Source organism: Streptomyces niphimycinicus (assembly GCF_018883605.1).
In the GTDB taxonomy this organism is placed as follows: Bacteria; Actinomycetota; Actinomycetes; order Streptomycetales; family Streptomycetaceae; genus Streptomyces; species Streptomyces niphimycinicus.
Genome location: NZ_JAHLEM010000244.1, coordinates 1 through 5,759, shown reverse-complemented (window position 1 = coordinate 5,759; position 5,759 = coordinate 1). Strand labels below are relative to the sequence as shown.

At 70.0% G+C, this 5,759-nt stretch carries 3 protein-coding genes, 1 tRNA gene and 1 rRNA gene; 1 reads left to right on the top strand and 4 read right to left on the bottom strand.

Annotation, left to right across the window (positions count from 1 at the left end):
* The coding region (locus KN815_RS22275; protein ID WP_216343699.1) for a HAMP domain-containing protein at positions 1-1,690 on the bottom strand (1,690 nt) is incomplete at its 3' end.
* Positions 1,691-1,902: 212 nt separating this feature from the next.
* Here KN815_RS22275 and KN815_RS22270 point away from each other — a divergent pair.
* Positions 1,903-4,569, top strand: a complete 2,667-nt coding sequence (locus KN815_RS22270; protein ID WP_253209162.1) for a SpoIIE family protein phosphatase — start codon at positions 1,903-1,905, stop codon at positions 4,567-4,569.
* A 102-nt stretch (positions 4,570-4,671) separates the two neighbouring features.
* On the opposite strand, the gene KN815_RS22265 is transcribed toward KN815_RS22270, so the two are convergent.
* The 3 genes from KN815_RS22265 to rrf form a co-directional block, all read right to left on the bottom strand.
* Positions 4,672-4,744, bottom strand: a tRNA-Thr gene (locus tag KN815_RS22265).
* 61 nt (positions 4,745-4,805) lie between these two features.
* On the bottom strand, positions 4,806-5,504 hold the full coding sequence (locus tag KN815_RS22260; protein ID WP_216343698.1) for a DegT/DnrJ/EryC1/StrS family aminotransferase: 699 nt from the start codon (positions 5,502-5,504) through the stop codon (positions 4,806-4,808).
* A gap of 105 nt (positions 5,505-5,609) precedes the next feature.
* Positions 5,610-5,726 (bottom strand): 5S ribosomal RNA (rrf, locus tag KN815_RS22255).
* Between the last annotated feature and the right edge of the window lie 33 nt (positions 5,727-5,759).

Sequence of the window (5,759 nt, the reverse complement as noted above, 5' to 3'; positions counted from 1 at the left end):
CCAGCCGGCCCTCGGTGCCCACGTCCCGCGCCATCCTGGTGACCTGGTCGGCGAACGAGGAAAGCTGGTCCACCATGGTGTTCACGGTGTTCTTCAGCTTGAGCATCTCACCGGAGACATCGACGGTGACCTTCTGCGACAGATCGCCGTTCGCCACCGCCGTCGTCACCTGGGCGATGTTGCGCACCTGTCCGGTGAGGTTCCGGAAGGCCGTGTTCACCGAATCGGTGAGGTCCTTCCATGTGCCCGCCGCACCCGGCACCTGGGCCTGGCCGCCCAGCTCGCCCTCGACGCCGATCTCCCGGGCGACCCGTGTCACCTCGGCGCCGAAGGACTGGAGCTGGTCGACCATCGTGTTGGTGGTGTTCTTCAGCTCCAGCATCTCGCCGGCCACATCCACGGTGACCTTTTGCGACAGATCGCCGTTCGCCACCGCCGTCGTCACCTGCGCGATGTCCCGCACCTGCGCGGTGAGGTTCCGGAACGCGGTGTTCACCGAATCGGTGAGGTCCTTCCACGTACCCGCCGCACCCGGCACCTGCGCCTGACCGCCCAGCAGTCCCTCGGCGCCCACCTCGCTGGCCACCCGCGTGACCTCGTCCGCGAAGGTGCGCAGCGTCTCGGTCATGGTGTTGATCGTGTCGGCGAGCTGCGCGACCTCGCCGCGTGCGCTCACCGTGACCTTCTGCGACAGATCGCCATTGGCGACCGCCGTGGTGACCTGGGCGATCCCGCGCACCTGCGCGGTCAGGTTCCCGGCCATGAGGTTGACGGAGTCGGTCAAGTCCTTCCAGACGCCCGCGACACCCGGAACCTTCGCCTGGCCGCCCAGCTCGCCCTCGGTGCCCACCTCACGGGCGACCCGGGTCACCTCGGAGGCGAACGAGGAGAGCTGGTCCACCATCGTGTTGACGGTTTCCTTCAGCTCGAGCATCTCCCCGGACACATGAACCGTGACCTTCCGGGACAGATCACCCTTGGCCACCGCCGTCGTCACGAGAGCGATATCACGCACCTGGGCGGTGAGCCGGGAGGCCATCGTATTGACGGACTCCGTGAGGTCCTTCCACGAACCCGACATTCCACGCACCCGGGCCTGGCCACCCAACTTGCCCTCGGTGCCGACCTCACTCGCGACCCGCGTCACCTCGTCGGTGAACGCCGAGAGCTGGTCCACCAGGCCGTTGACCGTGCGCCCCACCTTCAGGAACTCGCCCCGCAGGGGATGCGCCGATCCATCGGCGCCCTGCGCCCGCAGATCCATGCGCTGCTCGAGATCGCCCTCGGCGACCGCCGACAGCACCCGGCCCACCTCGGACACCGGCCGCACGAGATCGTCCACCAGGGCGTTGGACGCGTCAATGGCCGCGGCCCACTGGCCCTCACAGGCGCCGGTCTCCAGCCGCTCGGTGAGCTTGCCCTCGCGGCCGACCACCCGCCGCACCCGGGTCAGCTCACCGGTGAGCTGGAGATTGCGATCCGCGACCTCGTTGAAGACCGCGGCGATCTCGGCCATCACGCCCTCGCCCGAGACCGTGAGCCGCTTGCGGAAGTTGCCGTCCCGCATCGCCGTCATCGCGGTCAGCAGCCGGTTCAGGGCCGCCGTATCCACTTCAGTCGTCCCATTGCTCCGGGACCGTCCGCCTTTCGCGCGCGTATTCGTGGCCCGCGCCGCTGCGCCAGACTCCACCGTGTCCCTCCCGCAGGGTTGACCATCCTCGTCGGGTTCTTCTTCCAGCTTCCCCAGTGTTTCACCATGCCCCAACCAGGCCATAACAGTTCGGCAGCATCCCACACCCCCGAACGCCCACTCTGGGGGGAATCGAGGCCGACCGGCATTCGCGCGGGCGTCGGTGGTAAGTAACCTGGCAACCGGCCAGGGCATCGGAGGGGCGCTGCGACATGGGTGAGCAGTTCGCCGAGACATATATGAGGAGATCTGTGATCACCGCGCGGGCAGCCGCCACCTTCGAGCCGGTGGGACGCTCGGTCGCCGCCGCCCGCACTTTTGTCCGGGACACCCTCCAGGGGTGGGGCCTCACCGACATCGTGGACGACGCCGTCGTCCTGACCAGCGAACTTGTCACCAACGCGGTGGTGCACGCCGGTACCACCGCCGATGTGGTCTGCATCCGCGCCGACACCGGCGTGCGCGTCGAGGTCGCCGACCGCTACCCCGAGCGCGAGGTCCCGCTGCAAAGCAACGGCGGCCACCACTTCGGAAACCCCGACCGCGAGGGCGGCCGCGGCCTGCTGCTGTGCGCGGCCCTCGCCGGCCGCTGGGGCGTCGAGTACACCGCGACCCACAAGCAGGTCTGGTTCCAGCTCGATTTCCCCGACCGTCCGGCCGGGACAAGAGCCGCCGGGCCCGCCCTGCCCTCCAGCGCCCTGCCCATCGCCGACGCCCGGGTCCGGGTCGGAGTCGTCCAGGTCGACAGCGGCGGTCTGATCAGCGCCTGGAACGACGACGCTCAGGAGCTGTTCGGCTACCCACCGGAGCAGGTCATCGGCAAGCCGCTGACCGACCTCGCCGCTTGGCCGCACACCCCCGGCACCGGCACCGGCGTCGCCGAGGCACTCCTGCTCTCGCGCTGGGAGGGCTCCTACGGCATCCGCGGCGCCGACGGCCGGGTCTCCCCCGTCTACGCCTCCCATCTGCGCATCCGCGACGCCGAGGGCGAGCCGTCCACCGTCTGTCTGCTGGTGCGCGAACGCGAGCGCGCCGTACTACAGAGCCCGATGCGCGGTGCGAGCGCCGACACCGCCGAAACCTCCGATCGCGGCCAGTCCACCGACGCCTTCGAGGTCTTCATCGGCTCCCCGGCCCCCGACGACCTCGACGGTCTGCTCCAGCGCACCGTCGAGCGGGCCCGTGACATGCTCGACGGCGACGCCGCCTATCTGCTGCTCGCCACCGACGACGAAACCGAGTTGGAGGTCCGCGCCTCCACCGGGCTGCCCTCCGCCCGCCAGCGATTCGCCCGCGTCCCCGTCGAAGCGGGCACCGGGCGCTACGGCTCGGCCCGGATGCCCGCCGTCCACGAGGACCTGTCCGCGGTGCCAGGCGCCGTTCCACTGCTGGTGAACACGGGCATGCGTTCCGTCGTCACCGTCCCGCTGAAGGTCGAGGGCCGGCTCACCGGCTCGCTCGGCGTGGCCGCCGAATCCCCCGCCCGCTACAGCAACGAAGAGGCCCTGCGGCTCCAGTTCGCCGCCGACCGCATCGCCCTCGCCGTCGAGCGCGCCCGCCTCACCGAGCTGGAGCGGCTGCGCCGCGGCTCCCTGTCCTTCCTCGTCGAGGCGTCCGACCTCCTCGCGGGCACCCTGGACCGCGACCAGACGCTGGCGCTGATGGCCCAGATGACGGTGCCCACGCTGGCCAGTTGGTGCGCCGTCTATACGGTCGCCGACCAGGCGTCCGATCCCGAGCTGTCGTACGTCCTGCACGAGGACGAGGACCGCATCGACGGCCTCAAGGCCCTGCTGATGAAGATCGACCCACCGGAGCAGGTCCCCACCGGCGGCGCCCGCAGTTGGTCCGGCCCCTATGACGCGGCCCACGCCGCCGCCCTGCGCACCTCGCTGCGCAGCCTCAGCCTCGGCGACTCCGCCCGCCCCTCCTCCGGCCCCGGCGCCTCGCTCGCGACCGCCTCCGCGGTCGGCGGGGAGACGGTCGTACTGCCCCTGGTGGCCCGCAACCGCGTCATCGGCATGCTCATCCTCGGCAAGCCGACCGACGAGCACTTCCGCCAGGAGAACCTGGAGCTCGCCGAGGACCTCTCCCGCCGGGCCGCGCTCGCGCTGGACAACGCGCGGCTCTACTCGGAGCGCACCGCCATCAGCCAGTCCCTCCAGCGCAGTCTGCTGCCGCCCGAGCAGCCCGAGGTCCCCGGAGTCGAGGTCGAGGTCATCTACCGCGCGGCGGGCGAGGGCAATGAGGTCGGCGGCGACTTCTACGACCTCTTCCCGATCCGCGACGGGGCGTACGGCTTCGCCATCGGCGATGTCTGCGGCACGGGACCGGAGGCCGCCGCCGTCACCGGACTCGCCCGGCACGCCCTGCGGCTGCTCGCCCGCGAGGGTTTCGGCGGCCCCGCGGTCCTGGAGCGGCTCAACGCGGCCATCCTCGACGAGGGTGCCCGCAGCCGCTTCCTGACCCTCCTCTATGGGGAGTTGTGGCCGCAGCACGACGGCAGCGCGGTGCTCAAGGTGGTCTGCGCCGGACATCCCCTGCCGCTCCGGCTGCGCCAGGACGGCAGCGTGGAGGCGGCGGCCGAGCCCCAGCCACTCCTCGGCGTCATGGAGGACCTCGAGCTGTACGAGCAGACGGTGACGCTCGACCCGGGCGATGTGCTGCTGTGCGTCACCGACGGCGTGACGGAGCGGCGCGAGGGCACCAGGATGCTCGGCGACGACGGCCTTATCGACGTCCTCACGACCTGTACCGGCCTTACGGCGGGCGCGGTGGCCGCCCGAGTGCTGCGGGCCGTGGAGCGCTTCGCGGCGGAGCCTCCGTCGGACGATATGGCGATCCTGGCGATGCGCGTCCCCGAGCCCGCCGACTCCTGAGGCGGGCGGCCGGGGCGCCGGGCGACCCCGCGCAATGCCCGAATACACAATGCCCGAACATGACGAAGGCCCCCGCCATATGGCGGGGGCCTTTCGCAGGAGAGCCCCAATACGGAATCGAACCGTAGACCTTCTCCTTACCATGGAGACGCTCTGCCGACTGAGCTATTGGGGCGCGTCGACGGGATAGATCATACCCGAACTCGGGTGCGCTCCCGACCACTCGCCCCCATGCCTCAGGCGGCTGACTGGAGCAGCCCGCCCAGCGCGTTGCAGGCCGAGACCACGCGCTGCAACTCCCGCCGCGACATGGTCGGATCGACGGGCAGCGCCAGGCATTCATCGGCCGCTCGCTCGGTCTCCGCGAGCCACAGATCGCGCCGGAAGCGCGCGGTGCGGTGCGCGGGTGTCTGTACGGGCACATGGCATACGACGCCGCGAGAACGCAGCGTGCGGGCGAAGGCGTCCCGATCCGGCCGGCCATTGCCGGGGACCCGAACGACGTACTGCTGATAGGTGTGTTCCACGCCCGGCGCGACCGGCGGCGTGAGAACCCCGCGCAACTTTCCGTCCAGATAGGCCGCGTTGGCCTGTCGCCGCAGAATCTCCCCGGCGGACTCACCGGCCGACCCGTATCCGATCACCAGCACGCCGTGCCGCTGGCCCAGGCCGGTGAGGGCCGCCATGTCGGCGGGATGTCCGAAGGTGTGAATGGCCACGATGGCCGCGGTCCGGGGCGACAGCGCCTCGGCCACCGCGGCCGGGTCTATGCAGTAGGTATGGGCGTCGATGTCCACGAACACCGGCCTGGCACCGGCCAGCAGCACCGCTTCAGCGGCCTCAGGAGTGCCGTAGGACGGCACGATTACCTCGTCGCCCGGCCGCACCCGCGCCCGGGTCAACTCATGCAGCAGCTCATCCGTAGGTGTCCCCATGAGCGGCATGTTGCCCAGGCAACATGAACACCGAGTAGCCCGCAACACAACAGCAGAAGAGCCCTGCCGGTGACCGAAGTCCCGACAGGGCTCTTTGCAATATTTGTTCGGCGGTGTCCTACTCTCCCACAGGGTCCCCCCTGCAGTACCATCGGCGCTGAAAGGCTTAGCTTCCGGGTTCGAAATGTAACCGGGCGTTTCCCTAACGCTATGACCACCGAAACACCATGAAGTTGAACCGGAACCACACCCCAA